A 19,861-nucleotide genomic window follows, 5' to 3' on the forward strand; every position below is an offset into this window, starting at 1 on the left:
GTAAAAACCTCCTTTTGACTATTGATGGAGCAACATCTGGCTCTTCAAGCCAATATATGTTGCTTCCAATGATGGCGTTACATTATCATCAAAATACTTATATCCTCCCTCAATTAATTTGTAATTGTTTAACTGCTCTAACAATTTGGAATCTATTGTTTTATTCCTTACATGCAAATCTAATAGCTTTAGATATAGTTTTTTTATATCAGTTGATTGATTAATTGGCAATTCAACCCATAAATCTCTAATCTCCGGCATTATTCCAAAAGACATCTCAGCCAGTAGATCAATTTCATCAAAAGACAGCTCATCTAATGATTTTACGATTTCTCGAATCTTATCTTGGTACACTAAACGATTTTCCGGAATACTTTGTTTGGTAATCATGAAATAATTATTGATGAAATAAATTTGTTCACTTTTTTCTAATGCAGAAAAGTTGATGTCAAAAAAAAATGCAGGCACATACATTTCCATCTCTAGTAGTCTTCTTGAACTGTTCAAGTAATACAAATCTTTTTGTCTAGTGATTTTTGGATCCTTTTGAATGTACTTCGTAACATTTTCAGGAATAGTCCCACCAGTTATTGAAAGTATTTTTAAGGCCATGTAAGTACTTTGAAAATTTGAAGGATGTTCGTTTCGATATGTGAAAAAACCATCACTCAATTGATACTTCAACAATTCATTTAGATATTTCTTAGGGACATCTTGAAAGAAAGTATCGTAAACCTCAAAACTTGCTTTAGAATTAGGATATCCTTCATTTAGAAAATCATATCCGCCTGATTCCAATTCTTTAGATTTAATATAATTTAAGACTTCCTTTTTTAGGGTGAAGTTATGACCTAGTTCATACAAAATGTTTGCCATACTAAGGTAATTAATAATATCAACTTCAGCTCGTGGCGTTTCTTCAATATTTTCTAATATTTCAGTGATTATTTGCTTTTTATATTGATTTCCTGGACCTGAATTGTAAAAGTAGGGAATGTCACCCTTTATCAATTTCTCAATATTGATTAAGCTATCTATTACGGTCCATTTAAATTCTTTTGCTAATAGTACTAGTTCATCCTGTCTTTTGTATAACTGATAAATTTGATTGAGCAGCACCGGGTCCTCATATTTGTAGCTTATATTGCTTAGTATAACCAAACTTTGCTCAGTATCTGATATAAGAGATAGAATGTCTTCATTTCTTGATAAACGAAAGAATCCATCTTTATTGGATCTATTTTTTAGAACGTATTCAACTATCTTTTGATTCATTATTTCATTACTTTTAGTTCCTGCTGCTTTATTTATACCTGTCAAAAAATATAATTCTTGTATATTGCCGGTTCCTTTATTATCTATTGTTAATTTGCTTTCAAGTAATTTATTTGTTGTTTTAATCAGTTTATTCCCGTTTGGAATTCTCCCCCCATATTTAGTAATCATCTTAAGATTATAGAATGTGTCGTACAACGACATATCCTTTTCCTTCGTTAGTAAATTAAAACCACCATCATTATTATGAGATTCTATTAATAACTGATTCGTTTTATTATACCATTGATCTCCCGTGGCTTGTGAGTTACAGCCACATATCATAAAACATAAGAGTAAAATAAAATAGTATTTCCAATTATTCATTATTGAACCCTCGATTGTCCTAGAATTATATGAATACGTTAACTAAAATGAATGCTACCGTTGTTGATTCTTAAAAATAGAAAGCCACACAACTTGTGTGACTTTCTATTTTTAAATTAAGAGCTGATTTTAGTAGATGCAATCGCCACTTGCGAATAGGCCTGCGTTCCAAATTTCCAAGACATCAGGCCTTGTTGAGTTACATTCGAAATCGAGTCGACAATTGTAGGGGATTCTACCGTAAAGGAAGAAATATTATAAGTTGCTGCATTTATATTTTGCCAACTTTCTGTAGGAAAGGACAGTGTCACTGATCCACTTGAAGCTGAACACGATACCCCAAATGGGAAGCCTACACCACATGTTAACCCGTTACCCTTTATTAAAGTAACCGGATTAATTTGAATTTGTGTTGGTGTAATTAAGCTACCTCCACTCCAGTTCCCTTTTACATATCCAGAAATTTGAACCTTATCTTTACTAAATGCGCTTTGTGTGTTTGTGGTATTAGAAAGCACAATGTCATCATACGTATTCCAACCATATAAATTTGTATCTAGATAAGCTCTGGAGACATGTCCGCAAGAATAACTCGAATTCTTCGGTGCTGTGCACTCACTTAAAGTGTCATCGGCCATAGCTGAGAAATTTGGAAAAGTTTCTCCCTCATAATAAGCGGACCCGTCGGCAGGCTGGGTCAATGAATAAGATGGAGTAATTTTTGTAACGATTTCTGCTTTAGACTGATCTTCCACTGACTTAGCAAAAACACTTGATGGAAGCACCAGAATACTCGCAAGTAAAAAGATAATTTTTTTTCTCATTTTCTTCCTCCCAATTGATTTTTTTCTTCCACTGACAACGGAACTCTACACAAACCTCTTACAGGTTTATTCCTCCTTCCTTTAAGATACGAACTACTCAATTTGACAATGCGATAGAAAAATCGGCATTGTAACTATGGTCGAGTAGTTCCTGTTCCCAAATCAGAAACCGACTTGAAAACAGTATATTGTAACAGGCAGTAAACTACACTCCCTGAAACAACCCCTTCATGGACATGTCTTGTTAAACATTATAATCAAAGTTACATCCAATTATATACAATATGATCCAACGGTTTATATTTCTACCTAAGCGGAGAAAAATTTGTCACATATTGGGTATAAAGTAATTAGGTATGTATTTACTACTTACAATTGGATATAGCATTTACATGTAAACGGAAATACGAAAGCCTAACCCGCGGTCTTCCGTTTGGGTTAGGCTTCTCAGTTCCTTAAAACGTTTGTTTAGGGTATTGTTGTTGTTGTCTGCAAACTCCTTCCTGCTTCATTATTAAGTCGCTAGTCGAGATGGTGCTGTTAATATTAGAGAGCAAGTTCCAACTGATCATAGGCACTTTCTTTGGAAGCAGTGACCACTACAGGATTCTTACCCATGTTTACAAGTGCTTTGTTGTAAGTTTCCAACTGCTTGGACTCCCAATCCGCCGAAAGTGCATAATTAAGGACTCGTTGATAAAATCGAGCCGCGTAATATTCCCAATCAAAAGTTTCTTTTGGCGAATCGTCCAACCATTCATCGATCAAATCTTCAGCCAGCTGCTGTGAATGAATGCCAGGCTTGCAAACGATAAACTGAACGATATTATAAACCATGTTATCTTTGAAATGATAATGTTCTGGATAATCGATGTAACTCATAGAATAGAAATATTGTGTCCCTGTTTCAAGCGAACGCTTCTTTAACATGGCTATGATCTCATCCTGCCCAAAAAGAAATTCTCTCCAAACGACAAAAATAGGGTTTGGATTTGTAGTTTTCTTTACGTTTAGCCTGCCCTCCGGATGTACGCAAACAGGTCCATCGTACTCCCAATCCAAAGGACAAAACTCATCTTCCTGAACATGATATCCCTCTTCGGTCCAACAAGAGACAATGGCCTCCAACTCCTCCCTATCAATTAACTGGTACCCGGACTTTTCTTGAATGTACAATAATTTTCTAAGCAGCAGCTTTCGCCCTTCAATACTGATTGGTCCGGGCTGAAACTTCCATTCCTTTGCCCGTTGAAACAGAAAGTATTCGCCTTCGTCCAGATTTTCAAGCATAGACATCTTTTCGTTATAGTCAAGTAACTGCTCATATTTGCGGTATTCTTGCTTCCGCAACGGTTCACGGTATCGAATATCAATTCTCATGTCGTACAGCAACTTTTTCCAGTCGAGTAGGAGCTCCATCGATTTGTCCCCACTTTCGACGAGATGCTGCAGCATCTTATCTTCCTTGCCCGCAACGAGGCAAACGTAACATCCCATTCGGCCTCCGCCACAGCTCTTTGCAGGATTTCCTTCTGCCGTTAATGGACATTCTCCTGTCGAGTCCTTATACATCCTGTAGAGTTCCGAGGAGCGTACCCCCCAAGGTAAGATCCGGATTTTCAATAAAGATTCCCATAGTTCGTTTGTGCGTACGAACTTGATTGGATGATAAACCATAATATGTGGGCTTGAATTATGTCTGGCCATCTTGCTTTCATACGATCGTTGGTGTTTTCGAATTGAGGCCGCCCTGGAAATTGACTCGTCTAAACGGACACCAAGCAACATGACGACATCATAATCGCGGCCAAAAGAAACATTCTGCTCGTTTACAATTGCATTGACGACTCGAGCCGTCGGAATGATTTTCATTTTTTCTGTACACCAGCGATAACGACTCATTTCAGTAGGAGGTGGATTGCCTTTGCCAAGTACCTGATAAAAAAAGCGTTCCTTGATTGCCGGCGTAGCCGTATGAACGACAAGAGGCAATTGTTGGGCCGTAGCTGCTGCTTCGATCAATTTAAGATTTTGATTAACGTATTGAACCATCATAGGGGTTTCGACAAGGGTATTTCCCGTAACAATATGAACGCGTTTATTTCTTTGCTCTGACGGCAGATTTAAAAGCATCAACCAGACGCATGTGAGCTGAAAACTAGAATCCTTTCCGTGGGAGGTCATTACGATCCACTCCGCATCGTTCTCAAGGTAAAGTTCCTTCATCTCATTGATGATTGGAGTCATAATATTGCATGTAGGGATCATACTCATTTATAGTTCCTCCTCTTCTTCCAACTGACGCAAGACCCTACGAACCTCCTGCAAGTACGCATCCATAAATGCTTGGACAGGGATCATAATCCTGAAACCCTCATCGTGAATCTTCAGAATAATTTGGCCGATTGTGCTGTACTGATCGATAATTTGGTTCCATTCAATACATAGAGATCGTTCTACGAGTCTCATATCGGGATAGTCCTGGATGAAGTGATGTATAACCAAATATTGATCAGAATCACATTCTTTGAAGACGGATGTCCAGTTTCGGACAACACCGAAAAAAAGCCAACCGTTGTCTCTCAAATACGACCAAATTCTTCTTGAATGGTTCGAATGAAACTTAATGTCCGCTTCTGGTTTGACTTTATTGAATGCTTCCTCGAATTTGTTTTCATTAAGTTCAATAGCAACCCCCATATAAGTCCCTCCGGAATGAAAGATGGGACCCCTCGTTAAGAGTAGGTCCCTTGTTTACACATTATCTGACGGCCATTGGCCTATGATCCCAGTGAGCTGGTATATTGTTCTCAACTTTATAAGCATATTCAACATGAGCTTCGTTCTCGTCATCGAAAACGATACGAACATCTGCATATGGACCAAAGTCGTGAGAATTCCATTTAATCGTGAAATAGGCTCCTTCAGGAGGAACACCGTTGATCTTTTTGAGCAATTCAATGAATCGCTCGCATTCTTCCTTCATTGCCGGTTTATAATCAACGTTCACTCGAACCTGGACGCAGTCTTCTTCGTAAGGCGCAGGCCCGAGCTCCAAATATTCCTTTGCCAATATAATCTCCTCCCTATTAGTTCGAATATACTCAATTTCAAATAAGTAAGGTTACATTTCAAAAAAAAGCAAGCTGGCCATCCTCCAGGGTTTCAAAGGTCATCTCAAAATATGAAGCGGGACCTTGCGATGAAGTATCGACATCGAATTCTTCGGAGAACGGCGGATTTTCAACAAAACTCGTAACGGCCAACTTCAACGACCGGAAGTAATGTTCAATATGCTGCAGCAGAGTCAAATCATCCGGATAAACGGGATGCGTGTAATCGGACTTTAAAAATGAAGACTCGATTTTTAAAATGTGATAAAGAAACAGTTCGAAGCATCTTGCAAAAACTTCGGTATACTGAAAGTAATAATTACTGTTGTACTTCGTCTTGCCGCGCCATTGAATGACAAATGGATCTTCCGGATCAAGGGCATTCACCCTTGCCGTGACCTGATCCTTGTACATTCTATAGGTTGGGTAAAAATCGAACTGTTCACTAAGAAGCATCGAACCAGATGAAGTGTAATCAATTTGATGTGCAAGCTCGTGGCAATACGCATCGGGATGATCTAAATCGAAAACAGTTGCTTTAAAAAAGGGAAAGTATATCCCTGCTGCACGGTGTTTCCCGAGTTTTCGAATACGGAAAGAGTGATCTGTCGCTACTGGGATTTGAATAAGCTTCATCAGGTCCTCGTACTCTTGGTTTAAAACACGGAATTTATTCAAATCCGTATCATTGTCCAACTCCACTTTTCCGTACCTCTTTAAAAAAGAGTTATTTTCCATAGCGCTTCTAACTTTTTGAGTTATATTTTTCTTATCTTCGAACGCCTTTGCATAAGTCGATTGTTGTTCGAACTCCCACTCCGTTTTGTCCTTCACGCTTGCGATCGTTTCAACAAAAAGTGGGACTACTATCGGAAAAACTCTTTTGATACTTGGAATATTCCCCGACGGATCCTCGAGCATATAAAATTGGTCTTCTGATAAGATTGAAGAAGGAAGTACCCTGTGCGTTGAATCTTCCGGGTACGGCAAGTTGAATTGCCGCAAAGTGTTCAGTAGATCATTTGCGAATTGATTATCCTCCGGTAAGAATTTAGCATGATGGGTTTCAGCGTATTTTGAAACATTCCAAGCCAGATGATACCGGAGGATGTCTCGGTTATGTTTTATAAATTTCACTAGCAGATTATGTGCCGATGATGTTGCAATAACCGACATCAAATCGAATATTATCTCAGAACGCCGGCTCCACTTCATCCTTCGCTTCGTATTATGGATATGCTTGCCCAATTCTTCGCATAAAAATGAGTACCCAGTTACCGTCTCACAGCCCTTTTCCCATGTAATTTTTATAGGTTTCTCCTTCTCGTAAGTGACAGGTATGGACTTGCGTATGCAGGCATAGAGCAGTTTTATAACGTACTCATCATCTGCAGGACAAACGGGTTCAATCGATACCCGGTAGGGACCGTCTTCAAGAATGTCATTGAGTTGTTCCGTAACATTCTCGAAAGAAAACTGAACATTTGCTTTTAATTGTCGTTTTATTGCACTTACCAATTTGGAGTACTGTTTCATGGGGGCTTCCGAAGAATTTACCGAAAAATTAACCTTCCCGGCCAGAGCTCCAATTCCCCTGCTCTTCAGATTTTCAGTCAATCTCTTTTCTTTCCGTACTGACTCGATCCGTTCATTAATCATTGTTCGTATCCTCCATCTGAAATGTAATTTATAAAATAAAAAGCTGAAAGAAACGGTTTACAGAAGTAACCGAGTCTTTCAGCTTGTAAGCGCCGTGGAAATAAAAATAGCCCTATAGGCGCACGTCTTCTACAAGACATACTGCCCATAGGGCTTGATACTCGCAATAAGGTCAATAAAGAGAAAAAGATAGATCTGAAAAAATTATACCACAAGAAGAGAAATTCGTCATATCTCCTCAAAGAAAAAATCCTTGTCGCAGAACGACAAGGAAAATGAATGTCAGGCAAACGCACGCCGCTTCTTTAAGATTTCTTCTCCGCGGTGAAGTAATTCCTGAATGTAACTCTCCGGCCAAATCTCCGGAGGCGCCTCCATCCTCTGGATGTCTATGATGCATAGGGATTGCTTACAAAGACGTACCATAAAGTACGGGCCGTCTTTTGAAAACTTCCGCAGCACCATAATGAAAGCGGCCTTACTGAAATAATCAAGAAGCATATCGTTTCCACCCTTTGATCGGGCGGTCTGGGGAATGATTCAATTATAAATTTGATTCGAATAATTGTTTAGTCCATTTGTACCGAAATCATTATCAGGCATAGAATCACACCATTCCTTAAATAACTTCCCGAAATTTATTACATGTCGGACAATTGATCGTTTCCTTCGTCAGCCCTTGCCATAGATCAATGAATCTCATGCCGTGACATGTCCCACAGTCGTTTGCTTCGAGGGGCTTTAAATTAATGAAAAAACTGTTGGGATTATATTTATCGCCATGAAGGTCTTTAGAATAATCAGTTAATTTTTGTATAACGTCTTCACTTATGCATAGCCTTCGAAGGCAAGCTGCCAAAGCTTGCGGACCACTGCCGCCGTACCACCACGAAAACCCTTTAAAAACGTAAACCTCTCCATCGATTGTGAAGAACTTTACTCGATACCAATTCTTATTGCTGAATGTTCCGGTGATCCTAATTACTTTTCCTCGAATCTTCGGAAATATCCGCTTGAAAGAAGTGATAGCCTGCTCCGTTCCTTGTGGACGCTTTGGTAAGTAGTGATACCCTTTCATCGTATTTCCCCTTCCTCGCGAAAACATTTGTAATTGTCGTGAACGCAGGCATTTTTTCATTAATCCATTTGGAATCCTGCATTATTTCTTTTTTTGGTTATTCGGAATATCGTGTTGACGCCGAATAATCATTGATACTTATTCGGAAACGAAAATTATCCTTCGGGAAGTCTAGCCTATTCGCTCATTCGTTTTTCGTATTCAAGAATGTCTTCGTACGTCAGCCATTCCGGTTTTTGTCTTTCAGGGAACGAATTGTGAAGCTCCTTCATCTTCTCAATATGCTCATTTACGCTCCCTCCGCACAGACGGGATTTATTTCGATTCCCATATCCAAGGTAATAGTCACAATCGCTGCGTAGCCTGTCCAGCATCATGTAATTAAACTTATAGGGGTTCTCTTCGTACCTCGTCTTGAAGGTTACAACCAAGTCGCTCTTGATAGGTGAACAAGGCTCGCCGTCGAAGTCGTTCCCACAACTATACAACTCAGGGTTATCGCTTCCCAGCGTTACGTCCTTCCACAGAACCCCAGTTTCGATACACTTATAAACGGGTCTGTCCCAGTCGTCAACTCCGACATATTCCATCGTTCTTACATTTTCATTGGTTTCCATATCTAACAGCTCCATTCGTTCGTTTAAGGGGCAGGCTCCCAAATGGGATACAAGGACAAGTTATTTAGAGCCCACATTCAACTCAATAATCCGAATACCACTTTTTATCAGTTGGTCTCAAAAAATTCGATACGAGCTATTTCAATTACATTCAGATGTACACCACGGCCGACGAAGGTAAACGTACCGTCTGCAGCAGTTGCGATCATACCACTCAATTGCTCGCCGTTAATCAAACGGAAAACTACAAAATCTCCGGGTTGAATCTCCGGCAAACATTTTGGATCGATTGAATTAAGTAATGGCTTCATTTGTAGTCCCCTTGCCTGTTTTTTTGTGAAGTTTGCAAAAAAGAAAAGGAACTGCAAAGGAGATCCCTTTGCAATTCCCATCCTTATTCCCAATCATACGTGGGAAGTTCTTCGATTACTTGGCCATCGCCGTCAAGCATAATCCACGAGCACCCAAGTTCGGAAGCAAACCGCAAAATATGCTGCAAGTCATCAGGGACATCTTTTAGATCTGCTTCAGCGTCTGGCACCAAGATCCAGTAACCGTAAATATGTTTGTCGAAAACGGCCAATACTCCCTGTTCGTCATCCGATAGCCATTGATTCGACTTTGGATGAATATGTGAGGTTGAAAGTTTCAAATAAGTTCCCGTTATCACCATCTCCAGCTCCCTTGTCTCAATACGGCAAATCGTCATCGGAAATGTCGATTGGACGACCATCATCGGCAAAGGGATCTGCGTCGTTCCTTCTGGAAGTATTCCCTGCGCCAGTGCTGTGCTGGTTACTGCCGCCGCTTTCACGATTCGGTGATTCCAGGAAACGAACATTGTCTGCAATAACTTCAGTCACGTAGACGCGCCTGCCTTCGTTGTTATCGTAACTGCGAACTTGGAGCCGTCCTTCGACAGCTGTCAGTCGTCCTTTACGAAGATAGTTCGCGCATGTTTCAGCAAGTTGGCGCCAGGATACAATAGGAATGAAGTCCGCTTCTCGCTTGTTTTCTTGGTTTGTGAAAGGTCGATCTACTGCTAGCGTAAATTGAGTAACTGCTACGCCACTTGGCGTATACCGGAGTTCGGGATCTCTAGTAAGTCTCCCAATAAGAATTACTCGGTTAATTGGAATCTCCTCCTTTACGATGCCTTACGAATATGACGTAAAATCAATTTTCCTCTTTCAGATGGTTTGGTTTTCAGCGCATACTTTGAACCTTCTTGTAGGTTTATTTTTTCGATATATTCTATAACGTTGTCATCGATCACAAACACATCGACCGATTTGCCCTGATGCTTGAACCGTATCTTGTAAAATGGATCTTGAGTTTCCGGATGTGCCCCGGCAATCATATCGACAAACTCGTAAAGTTGTCCTTCTAAATCGCGCTCATTGGAGGGGGAATTCTCTTGCCGATCTCTCTGTTTTTGATTCGTGGGTCGGTTCCCAGCAGCGGAAGAAGTGGGCTTGCCTTCACGATTGCCAACACCGTTTGGATGACTGTTAGTTGTATTTGAGGTTCCAGCAGTATTATGCTTATTCGAATCTTGTTGAATCGGTTTCGACTTATCCTGGCTTTTCCACCATTCCCATGCAGTTTGCTTGTCACTTTCAAATATCCCATTCCATTGCTTAGATTCATAAAAGGTCTTATAATCATCAGGCAGAATAGGGATTCCGTGTTCGAAATTCGAATCGAATCGGTAATCAATACTGAAGTAGTGGGCCAGTGCCAGGTAAAGTTCATTGTAATCTTCTGGGTTTCGGCTTCTTAGTGCTTTCACAGCCTTGATACGGCCTTTATAGACATCGCTGGCCACACCAAATAATGCCGCACATTTCTTTAATGAATCCGAAACCGCTGATTTTTTTGCATCCAAGAATGATTGGGCTTTCGGCTTACTGGCATCATTGGACATGACGATTTTTTTATCACCGAACTGGGTCCTTGTTATCCATTCGCCGGTTTTCGGATCTCTGACTTTGAGGAGGCCACGTACGGAGACAGTAAAGGCCTCGTGGTCTTCCTTATAATCCAGGATGTCGTGGCTCCAATCGTAGATTCCAAACACAACATTCAACCGATCGGCGACGCTCTGTGGGCCAACAGACACATGACCTTCAAAGTTCACTTTGTACTCCTCGTAAGAAAACGGTTCATTCAGTTCATTGAATAGTTCACGAAGTCCTCCGCCAGACATGGTTATTCCTCCTTCGATTTAGTATCTATATAAAAAGCCGGCAGATGCGGTCCTCGAATAGAGGGGGTTGCAGCTGTCGGCTTGTAAGCGCACATAAAAAAAGCCCTATGGGCGCACGTCTTCTGGAAAGACATACTGCCCATAGGGCTTAACACTCGCGATAAGGCAAAGAACAATAAATAATTGAATACGTGTTTACTATAGCATAAAAAAAGAACTTTTGAAAACTGGAATTCATCGAAGATGGATTCCATATAATAATACTCTTTTATTTTATTAAAATATGTATTATTCGGCGTAAAAATTTTATGGCGGGGGCCTGTTCAATTTTATGGGTACCTACTACCCATCGAAATTTTATGGATAAACCATAAATTTTTTTTGGGTAGTAGTGGCTGTTAAAAACATACCCGTAAAAAAAATATGGGTATATTTTGGTTGTAGATATCTACCCGTAAAAAATTTATGGGTCTATAACGAAAAGATTTTTATGCCCTACCCATAATATTTTTATGGCTATTCTATTGGTGTGTATAAATACCCCTTCAAAGGCTTTGAAGTCCGCTCCCGAATGAGCTCATGATGAAGGGGCGTTTATGCCAGTAGCCCGGATTTCATGCATTTCCGAGGCCTTTTCTATACCGGCTGGCTCATTGTCGATCGGGATCGTCCAGGCGGCCCGGAGACGGTTGTTACGGCGTACGTATCCGAATTTGGCCTCGGCACCGTCGTAACGGCCAACTCTAATGAAGTTTCCGCATCTAGCGCGTCGTCTCCGACGTATACGGTGATCCGGACGATCCCTTTCGCCCGCTGCATCGATCAGCGTGGGGCTCGTGTCGTTACCGCCGTAGCACTGACAGTCCTCGGGTACGAATGAATCGAACCAAAAAAAGAAACCGCCATCCAAGTAGTGGACAGCGGCTTCTTCTATTTTACGCTTGGCAGCTGGACGTATTCGCGATCACGTACGATATGTATGTAGATAGTCTTCATATCATCTCCATTTATTTGTTGAAAAGCTTCCTCAAGTAATGGGATGTAACGTGAACGAATCCACTCAGCTACAAACCGATTTGGTGCATATATATGTACACCCGCTTCATCCAATATGCAAAACGATGGCTGCAGCCATGTTTGTACGGAGTGAAACGCTACCTTTTTACTGATAATTTCTAGGACCATTCCCCATATTTCTTCATCGGATGGTTTAATTTTCGATTGTAATTGTGCTTCCCGAATTCGGTGATACTCTTCTATTTCTTCGGGGAGCATTTGGCGCCGCGGCGCAGGGGAACCTTCTTCGAGTATCTTGGAAAACTCATCAGAAAAATCGTACTTTTCCGGGAGTTCAATTGTTTCGTTATACTTACCCATGAGCTGTTTCAGAAAACGGTCATGTTGACTTTGAAGTTTTGGTGAGAGCTTGAGTAGATGCTCTTCGCTTAAATACGGGACGGAGGTTCGCAATTTGTAAAGTATGGAATCATCCGTATGGTAGTGATCCGGATCGGATCGCCAGAATCGATATATAAAATAATGATCTTCCAGAATATCCAAGTACTTTTTTATTGTAGGAACGGTCTTTCCCCATTTTTCGGCCAAGGTCTCGAGCTCCGGAAAGGAAAAGTCTCTTTTATTGCCGTCGGCATCGTAACCGTAACAATGACGGATAAGCAATATAAATGTGTAGACAGCTTCTCCTCCTATGACGGGAGACCAAAAATCGAGAAGATAGTTTTCAACAGTCGTATAGTTCCCTATTTTGCTATGAATCGGTAAACCGAACCGGTCTAAAGAAAAGTTTTTCACATACTCTTCATCGAAAAATATCTTTGTGACCTCGGATTCCAAGTATTCCTGGTCTTTCCCTCCCCGTTTTCGGGTACGCGGAATCATATTACCGGTGCGTTGGTACCGGTAATATCTAGGCTTATTTTGTTCTCCCACTGCGAGTCACCTCTCTGATGTTTTCATTGCAACCAGAGGGAGAATTCGCTATAATATAAGCACAATGAGGATACGCACTTATGGTTGCGAATTCTCTACTTCCTCAAGAGAACCTTTTAGTCCGCCAAGACAAAGAAAAGGTTCTCTTTTATTTTTTTCGACATAATTTATGCTGGAATATTTCTCTATGAATTTATTGTAGACTTAACATGTCCATACATCAACAGTGTACCTTAATCGACGTTTTGGTGTACTTAAATCGACGTATTGGTGTACCTGAAGACGCGGTTAGTGTGGTTAAAAATGCGAAATAGTGTACCTAAATCGACGTTTTGGTGTACTTAAATCGACACAAAGGTATTACGGCCCGATAAGATTTTTTTAATATATATTGATCCCCGTTTAATAGAATAAAAAATGGTGTACCTAAATCGACGTTTTTATCACACTAATATACACAACATGGTGTACCCAAATCGACGTTTTGGTGTGCTAAAAACGACTTAGTATAAGATTTTTAAAAGAAATAGCGGTCGATCTGACCGCTATCGTGAAAAGATGGTGTACTTAAATCGACGTTTTAATGTACCCTAATCGACGTTGAATTGAAAACTCAGCTGAACGGGATCCTGGAGCTGCGGTCTTGAATTAGCGAGTATTGGTGATGGGTCTATCCTTATTTTTTCAGCTCCGGACTCGTCCAAAAAGTATTTGAAATCATGGATAATACCCAGACTAGACATTTCTTGAAATGCGTTGTTTAGAGTTTCGAGCCGTTCGGATGGTCTTGGGGCCGTAATATTTACTGTCATGCAAAGCTCGTTGACATACCACTCCTGAATTCCTTTAAGGGATTGGGCCGCGATAAAAGGGTAAAGTCCTTGAGCAGCACTGCTGCTTAAGTCTTCTAAGAGCGCCATACTGATATAAATAAAATAACCGGATTGAAGAGAATCATAGATATAATCTGAGAAACGTACTCTCGCTTTCTCGCCGGCTTCAATTTCGGCGACACCTTGCATAATATGAATAAATTGAGTTTTAACTTTCTCGCCATTTAAAACAAAATTCTCAAATTTGATTTCTGTCCGGAATAACGTAAGCAACGAGTTTCGTATATCTTCGTAAGTCTTCCCACTCTTCGGACGGTTCAACTTCTTGGCGATTTCATAGAAAGAAACCTCAATTTCTTTCCCACGCCCCTTCTCTTCCCACAATTTGTGCATCACAAGAAGCAACTTGGCATCAGTAACTGTTAGTTCCATGTCGCCAAAATGTCGAATGACAGCTCCTCTGCTCTTCCGCTCCACTATCAAAGACTGTGGGGCTTTTTTGCGCCGTTTTGTTACCGAGAAGGCGCCGGCCTCTGCGACATTACCCTCGAGAGGGTATTTGGGATGCTGATAAAGTTCTTTTCGCAGTTGTATTGCTTCTTCCCAAATCTTTTGTTCTATTTCAAAATATTTAATCTTTTCATGTAGCTCTTTATTTTCAGGATCGATTTTCCTTTGCTTGCGGAGTTGATCAAGTTCTGTTGTGCACGAAACAAACTTCTGATTCAATTTATGTTTCGGAAATCTCTGGTAGTTCTGAGCGATTTGCGTAATATATTGGCTCTTTAGTCCGGCGCTGATCGTAGTGGAATGAAGCATTTCATCCATTAAATGCTGTAGTTTTCGTGGGAGCGCTTCAACCAAGCTACTTCCCTCCTTCAAGATCGCTATAACTAGTGTACCACGAAAATATATATAAGTACGACTATTTTTGCCTCGATCGGAGTTGTTACTTCGAATGCCCCCCTATCATTTTCGACCGGCGCTTTGCTTGACCTGAAGGAGTAATGGAGGATGCTCTCATAATCGCGGCGCTGCCAAATCTCTGCTTAATTTCATCTGTTGTTTTCTCGAGCGTAATCTTGCGTTCACGATCGGTTGGAAACATGGGCATCTGATAAACCTCGTCTGTCGTCAGATCAGATAACGACACCGCTAATTTTCTTACAGGCAACCCATTCCAGTGCCGTTCAAATAAGAGCGATACAACATCATAGACTTCTGCTGAAAGGTTGGTTGTATAAGGCATCCGCATTTGGCGATGGAATCCGGTAGGTCTATCAAAATCGGCGCCTTGGCAGCCGACTGATGCTACCCATCCCATCAAGCCTTTTGAACGGCATCGTTCACAGACCCATTGAGACAATTCGTGTAAGCAAACTTTAATTTCCTCAATAGTATGCAAGTCGTAAGGGAGGGTCATCATATGCCCTATGCCTTTTTGTTGAGCTGAAAATGTAAAAGGAGACACAGGAGAGTCATCGTAGCCGTTTGCGATCTTCCAGAGCATTTCCGCATGAATATCGGCATTTTTGCCCATTTGGTACCGCATCTTCCTCTTGAAATCGTACAGTTCGAGTCTGGCTAGATCCCCAATTGTGTATAAACCCATACGAGTTAGATGTCGCGTCATTTGCGATCCAACCATGAACATTTTTTCTATTGAGAGCGGCCATAGCTTTTCCGGGAGTTCTTCTTTCCGTAACGTATAAATGCCTGTTTCGTTTTTTTTGGCGAAATGATCACAGGCCATTTTCGAGATGACCTTATTTGAGGATATGCCTACCCTCACCCATACCTTTGTTTCAGCCCAAACTTGATTTTGGATCGCCTTGGCAATTTGCTCGGGTTCTCCGAAAAGCGACAAACTGGAGGAAATATCCACAAACTGCTCGTCGATCGAAAAGGGTTCGACGAGATCAGAATACCGCTCGTAGATTTCCGATATCTTCAGCGAAACATTGATATAATGACGCATCCGCGGCTTTATAATGGTCAAATCCGGACATTTTGCCAGCGTTTCGCGGATCGTCTCGGCTGTTGTTACACCAAAACGTTTCGCAACGGGGCAAGCGGCGAGGATAATTCCGCTTCTCGTCTCAGGACTACCCGCGACAACAACCGGCTTATCCTGCAGTTCCGGCCGTTCCGCCTTTTCGCAACTGGCATAAAAGCTCTGGCAATCCGCCAATATGATGACCTTGTTGGACAGTTTCATTGGACGTCGCCCTGGCTGGGATATGTTGACGAATTCAAATTTCCCAAATAATAATGCTGCAGCAATTCGATCTCGCCATCAAAAGTCCCCCATTGAAGGTTATACGAGTAATGCCGGCTATGGTAATCAAAAAATACAGTGATGTTGGACGAACCCTGTTTTTCGTTGATTAATTTTACACCTGCAGCCTGGAGAACTGAATGGAGGTTCCGGACATCTTCATTGATCCGCTGCAGTGCACGTTCAGCGGTGGAGGCGTAGGGCGTCATAGAATTTTCTGTTAGAAAATGCTGTTTGTCTCGTTCAAAGTTCGATCGTACGACGGGTAAAATCATGATGTTTCTCAAAAGTTGTTTTATGTCCGTGCGTGGATTGGACATGTTTAATCATCTCCCCTTTATACGAACGTGTGTTCTTATTATTATAGTCTGCTTATCGCATTTTATTCAATAATAAAAAACGCCGGCTTGATCGGCGGTGGGCGGTACGGGACGCCCGCCTATTGACTGACTTACCCGAATTCTGATGAACGGCCATGAAACTGGCGGCATACATGCTGCCGGCTGCACGAATCGCGGCAGGTGCGTTGATGACGATGATGGGTGAGATCACGAGTAAGGAAAGCATTCCGCGCCGATGGCGGATTTTAGCCGAGTCCGAGGATCGACACTTGCGAGAGCCTGGAATATCGCACACGCACGCCCCCGAAGTCGATATTGTGAGCACCATAATGTTCACATTCGATATGTTCGTTTGTGTACCTTCATGTGCTTCTACTCGCCAACTTCCTGCTTCTTTCGAAAAACGAATCCTTCGACAAACAGCCATCAATGCTCATCTTTTCCGATCGCTAGTCCGCCGCGACCTAAAAGCGTCGACATACTCCTATTTCGGATCCACGCACCTAGTTTCATTTGGCGCAGTTTACGTTAGCAGGAACGATACATTAAAATGTAAATTAATTCCATCCTGGTTTGTTTTCCCCTAACTCCGCTTTTCGCGCAGCGCGCGCCGCCCCCCTCCCGTTCGAAATTTAGATACTTGATATGAAGAAAGAAGTAGAAAACATATTTAGTATCTAAGTAGAAATAATCCAAAAATATAGATTCGGATTAAGGATTGATTTCTTAAGAGTATCTATGTACGTTTCTAGGTACAGAGAGCAAATGGGTTTGATAGGATTATCTAGGTTCGTAGGATAAGTGCTGAGATGTTGCAGGAGAAAGCAATATAAAGGTTTACAAACGAACATATTGTAAGTAAACATATTAAGCGATATAATAGCAATAGAAGAACGTATATTCTCGTTTTGGCAGGTATGCACCCTACTAGGAGCTGAGTTATGTCGAGATTCAATCGTTTTTTTCAGCGCGGCCGCGCCCAGGTTCTTTTTTACGATTTATTCAGCGGACGAGAAATCAAGGAGTTCCATTCCCAACGAGCAGCTAAGGGAGTTATCCGTTCGTTCGAGCACTCCATTACGAAATATGGCTGGAGTAAGGGCGCCGCGGGAACAGGTTATGAACATATTTACTTTGTTCTCCATCGAAACGATCATTTCACCCTGCAGCGTAAACCAGTTTTAGTCTATAAGCAGTCAGATAACGGCCAGATTCTTCGGTTCGTTCCCGAGGACCTTGATCATATCGAGTTGGCTTTAAAATATGGCCGTGCCGTTGGTAACGCGACCGAAGCGCTGCGTGATGTTTATAATAGGGGTAAATGGGTTGAACCATTAACAATTCTTCGTGACCTTGCGGATGAAATCCCGAATTTAGATCTAGCAGCGATCGATTATGTTGAACCCTGGACGTTTTTCAATCAAGTATTGGATGCGATCGCTCGGAAAGTTCGCTCCATAAATTATGCTCGAGCTGTCCTTCTCCTATCGGAATTTGTGTCCAAGCATAAAACCGTAGAGCAGACGATTACGATGTTGGAAACCCTAAACGAGTACGCAGGGCCGGAACAAGTAAATCTCGATGCAGCGAACGAGTTCTTCGATCTCGGACTCGATGAATTCACCTGCTTTAGGATTCGTACCGGGGTATGTTCTCTTATGCTCTCGGAGAATGAGTTCGAACGATTTTTGGAGTCGGAAGCGTCGCGACAACACGATAAAAGCTCCGTGCATTATTGCCGCCATATGCTGACACTCATGCGGAATAACGGTACGCCACCGGTCCGTGCGGTTCGAAATTTGACTTGTAATCATGTTTCTCTAACCGATGGTCAACATCGATCTTGCATCTCAAAAACCATGAACATGACGCTGCCAACTGAATTGATCTCCCAACGTACATACTGCAATTCCTGTGCGGGGAAACGTAAAGAGAGTAAGGATAATAGATTCTATTTATTGTAACCATTGCCCTCTTCTCTACTCGGAGTGCGGGAGACAAACTTAATCATCGAATGGGAGGCCCGAATCTTGGAAGAGAAAAAAGTATCGAAAAGGATTAGTAGCGAAGAGGTCGTTCGAAAAGAAGAGACGCTCGGCCAAGTCGTTAAGGTCCAACAGGTGATAGACTTTTTCGTTTTATCGGAGCTACAACATGGCCGTCGATACCAAAGCGAATTGGAACAGAGCATAGTCAAAACGTTGGAGAACGTCGGTGTTTCAAAAGCGTATCTTTCACGACGTTTGCAGAAGATGGCTGCAGAAGGCCATGTGATCCGCAACTGGCCGGACGACGAGCGGTATAATCGGTATTATGAAATAAGCGAGTCTGGCATGAACTATTTCAAAAACATGCTCCGCGATCTTCCTCCGCGTGTGAAAATGGCGCAGCAAGTATACAAGCTATTTGAGGATTACATTTGGCAGTATAGCAAAATGAGTTTGAAATAGCTTATAGAATTAACTTTTCCTTTGGTTGAGGGGTGATCCCAATGGATGATGAAGAATACAGCCAAAATATTGAAAAGCTTAAAGAAGCGTTTGAAGCCGGAACTGTCAAATTTCGAAATGACAATAAACGTGCCTACATCCCGAATCAGGTTTATACCGATCGATTGGAGCGGGTTTTGGAGGGAAGGTGGAGTAAAGAAATCCGGGAAATAGAAGTTAACATCCCGCACTCGTATGTTAAGGCAGTTGTTCGCGTGTACATTGGTTCGTATTTTCGAGATGGATCTGCCATTGCCGAAATCACATCCCAAGGAGTCATAAACGCAGAGGAACGAGCAAAAAATGCTGCCTATATCGAAGCGCTAGACTCCTGGGAGATGGGTTGGCGCGATCTCGCGCAATATAACGATGATTGGGGCAAAAATCCGGCTCTCGCCCATTTACTCTCCTCTTCACCATCGCCAGGAGGAGTTCAAATACCTCCTCCTCCTCGCGAGAAAGTAGACCGCAGATGCATTGGACCAAATTGCGGCAAATTTCTGACAAATGAGGATTACAACGTTTTAAAAATGATACCGAACTTCAATATTCAAAAAATGGTGTATTGTCCCGGTTGCCTTCCGGATGCTTTTATGAGGAAGCTCGAGCCGGTGGCCAGCAGCCTTCCTGCTCATTATAAGACTCGACTTTCCGAAGCTTTAGAAAAAGCAAAAAAGAAGTAATAAGCAGTAAACTGCCCCCTTGTCAAGGAAACTTAGAAAAAAAGGATAGGCCGCATTTAAGAGATGATTCCTGTAATGTTCAGGAGTCATCTTCTTTAATCCCCGTTTATCCTTTATGCGGGCTTCTTTATTTCTCATGGAAAGTA

At 41.7% G+C, this 19,861-nt stretch carries 19 protein-coding genes; 3 read left to right on the forward strand and 16 right to left on the reverse strand.

Features of this window, described 5'->3' with window-relative positions; translation table 11 throughout:
• Positions 1-18: 18 nt before the first annotated feature.
• The 16 genes from PV407_RS13920 to PV407_RS13990 all read right to left on the reverse strand — a co-directional run bounded on the left by PV407_RS13920 (position 19) and on the right by PV407_RS13990 (position 16,522).
• Positions 19-1,641 (reverse strand): hypothetical protein, encoded by a 1,623-nt coding sequence (locus tag PV407_RS13920; RefSeq protein WP_332090536.1) that lies wholly within the window; start codon positions 1,639-1,641, stop codon positions 19-21.
• Between the two features lie 116 nt (positions 1,642-1,757).
• Positions 1,758-2,465, reverse strand: a complete 708-nt coding sequence (locus PV407_RS13925) for a hypothetical protein (protein ID WP_332090537.1) — start codon at positions 2,463-2,465, stop codon at positions 1,758-1,760.
• A 546-nt stretch (positions 2,466-3,011) separates the two neighbouring features.
• Positions 3,012-4,739, reverse strand: coding sequence for a hypothetical protein (locus tag PV407_RS13930; RefSeq protein WP_332090538.1), 1,728 nt, complete (start codon positions 4,737-4,739; stop codon positions 3,012-3,014).
• The gene (locus PV407_RS13935; RefSeq protein ID WP_332090539.1) at positions 4,740-5,165 is read right to left on the reverse strand and encodes a hypothetical protein; all 426 of its coding nucleotides are present in this window, start codon (positions 5,163-5,165) and stop codon (positions 4,740-4,742) included.
• A 54-nt stretch (positions 5,166-5,219) separates the two neighbouring features.
• Positions 5,220-5,402, reverse strand: coding sequence for a hypothetical protein (locus PV407_RS29555; RefSeq protein WP_442951655.1), 183 nt, complete (start codon positions 5,400-5,402; stop codon positions 5,220-5,222).
• Between the two features lie 194 nt (positions 5,403-5,596).
• Positions 5,597-7,237 (reverse strand): hypothetical protein, encoded by a 1,641-nt coding sequence (locus tag PV407_RS13945; protein WP_332090541.1) that lies wholly within the window; start codon positions 7,235-7,237, stop codon positions 5,597-5,599.
• Between the two features lie 619 nt (positions 7,238-7,856).
• Positions 7,857-8,315, reverse strand: coding sequence for a hypothetical protein (locus PV407_RS13950; protein WP_332090542.1), 459 nt, complete (start codon positions 8,313-8,315; stop codon positions 7,857-7,859).
• A gap of 176 nt (positions 8,316-8,491) precedes the next feature.
• Positions 8,492-8,932, reverse strand: coding sequence for an LPD11 domain-containing protein (locus PV407_RS13955; protein WP_332090543.1), 441 nt, complete (start codon positions 8,930-8,932; stop codon positions 8,492-8,494).
• Positions 8,933-9,039: 107 nt separating this feature from the next.
• Positions 9,040-9,324, reverse strand: coding sequence for a hypothetical protein (locus PV407_RS13960; protein WP_332090544.1), 285 nt, complete (start codon positions 9,322-9,324; stop codon positions 9,040-9,042).
• A 2-nt stretch (positions 9,325-9,326) separates the two neighbouring features.
• Positions 9,327-9,668 carry a DUF5983 family protein gene (locus tag PV407_RS29560; protein ID WP_442951658.1) on the reverse strand — a complete coding sequence of 114 codons (342 nt, stop codon included), beginning with the start codon at positions 9,666-9,668 and terminating at the stop codon, positions 9,327-9,329.
• Positions 9,622-10,071 (reverse strand): single-stranded DNA-binding protein, encoded by a 450-nt coding sequence (gene ssb, locus PV407_RS13965; RefSeq protein ID WP_442951659.1) that lies wholly within the window; start codon positions 10,069-10,071, stop codon positions 9,622-9,624. Before ssb ends, PV407_RS29560 begins: the two co-directional genes overlap by 47 nt.
• A gap of 8 nt (positions 10,072-10,079) precedes the next feature.
• Entirely contained in the window at positions 10,080-11,141 is a 1,062-nt protein-coding gene (locus PV407_RS13970; RefSeq protein ID WP_332090545.1) for a Rad52/Rad22 family DNA repair protein, read from the reverse strand.
• A gap of 930 nt (positions 11,142-12,071) precedes the next feature.
• The gene (locus PV407_RS13975; RefSeq protein ID WP_332090546.1) at positions 12,072-13,091 is read right to left on the reverse strand and encodes a DnaA N-terminal domain-containing protein; all 1,020 of its coding nucleotides are present in this window, start codon (positions 13,089-13,091) and stop codon (positions 12,072-12,074) included.
• Between the two features lie 590 nt (positions 13,092-13,681).
• Positions 13,682-14,788, reverse strand: a complete 1,107-nt coding sequence (locus tag PV407_RS13980) for a replication initiator protein A (protein WP_332090547.1) — start codon at positions 14,786-14,788, stop codon at positions 13,682-13,684.
• Between the two features lie 85 nt (positions 14,789-14,873).
• The gene (locus PV407_RS13985) at positions 14,874-16,142 is read right to left on the reverse strand and encodes a DNA polymerase IV (protein WP_332090548.1); all 1,269 of its coding nucleotides are present in this window, start codon (positions 16,140-16,142) and stop codon (positions 14,874-14,876) included.
• Entirely contained in the window at positions 16,139-16,522 is a 384-nt protein-coding gene (locus PV407_RS13990) for a hypothetical protein (protein WP_332090549.1), read from the reverse strand. The genes PV407_RS13985 and PV407_RS13990 overlap by 4 nt, the downstream gene beginning before the upstream one ends.
• A gap of 962 nt (positions 16,523-17,484) precedes the next feature.
• On the opposite strand from PV407_RS13990, the gene PV407_RS13995 reads away from it, so the two are divergent.
• From PV407_RS13995 to PV407_RS14005, 3 genes are all read left to right on the forward strand, one after another.
• Entirely contained in the window at positions 17,485-18,507 is a 1,023-nt protein-coding gene (locus PV407_RS13995; protein WP_332090550.1) for a hypothetical protein, read from the forward strand.
• 66 nt (positions 18,508-18,573) lie between these two features.
• Positions 18,574-18,993 (forward strand): PadR family transcriptional regulator, encoded by a 420-nt coding sequence (locus PV407_RS14000; RefSeq protein WP_332090551.1) that lies wholly within the window; start codon positions 18,574-18,576, stop codon positions 18,991-18,993.
• 41 nt (positions 18,994-19,034) lie between these two features.
• Positions 19,035-19,715, forward strand: coding sequence for a hypothetical protein (locus PV407_RS14005; protein WP_332090552.1), 681 nt, complete (start codon positions 19,035-19,037; stop codon positions 19,713-19,715).
• Positions 19,716-19,861: the final 146 nt, after the last annotated feature.

The organism is Paenibacillus sp. GYB003 (genome assembly GCF_036577625.1).
Taxonomy (GTDB): Bacteria; Bacillota; Bacilli; order Paenibacillales; family NBRC-103111; genus Paenibacillus_AB.